Here is a 551-nt window from a genome sequence, read left to right on the forward strand (position 1 = left end):
TGCAACTATAGATGCTTTTAACACTGCGGTTTCGTTTGTTGTACCACTTGTTTGCTTTTTAATTGTTGCTTTGTATGGCCACCATACCAAAGTAGCAGCAATACCCGCCAAAGCGCAGTTGCAGGACTAAACGCATCAATGAGATAATGCACCTCGTTTACCTACTTAAGCGAGGTGTATCGTCAATTAATGGCACATATTACATTTTTTATGGTCAAGTTTTTGGCCTTTTCTGTTGGCTGTTTTTCCTGCTTTTTACTTCATGACCAAGCCAATGTTGCCCTTGTGTTATCTGCTGCATTTACCGGTTTAGTTGGCACATTTATTCCTTTTCCTGCTCGTTTTTGTAACCATCCTTATGCAGCCATTTACGCTGGTAGTTTTGCTGGTATGTGCTCATCAAGTTTGATCAACAGCTACTGGGAGCTGAGTTTTATCTCTTTAATTGGTGCCAGCCTTTACGTATTAACTATGAACCTATTTGCAGGTTTTGGTGGTCGTCTTGGTAGCGTTGCTTTTGCCAGTGTGGCGCTTTACATGCTTGCAAAAGG

Annotated in this window: 1 protein-coding gene; it reads left to right on the forward strand. The window is 41.6% G+C overall.

Features of this window, described 5'->3' with window-relative positions; all coding sequences use genetic code 11:
• Positions 1–189: 189 nt before the first annotated feature.
• Positions 190–551 (forward strand): hypothetical protein (locus E0L37_RS21260; protein ID WP_205655675.1); only part of this gene is annotated, 362 nt, incomplete at its 3' end.

Source organism: Alcanivorax sp. 24, assembly GCF_004360225.1.
Lineage (GTDB): Bacteria > Pseudomonadota > Gammaproteobacteria > Pseudomonadales > Alcanivoracaceae > Alloalcanivorax > Alloalcanivorax xiamenensis.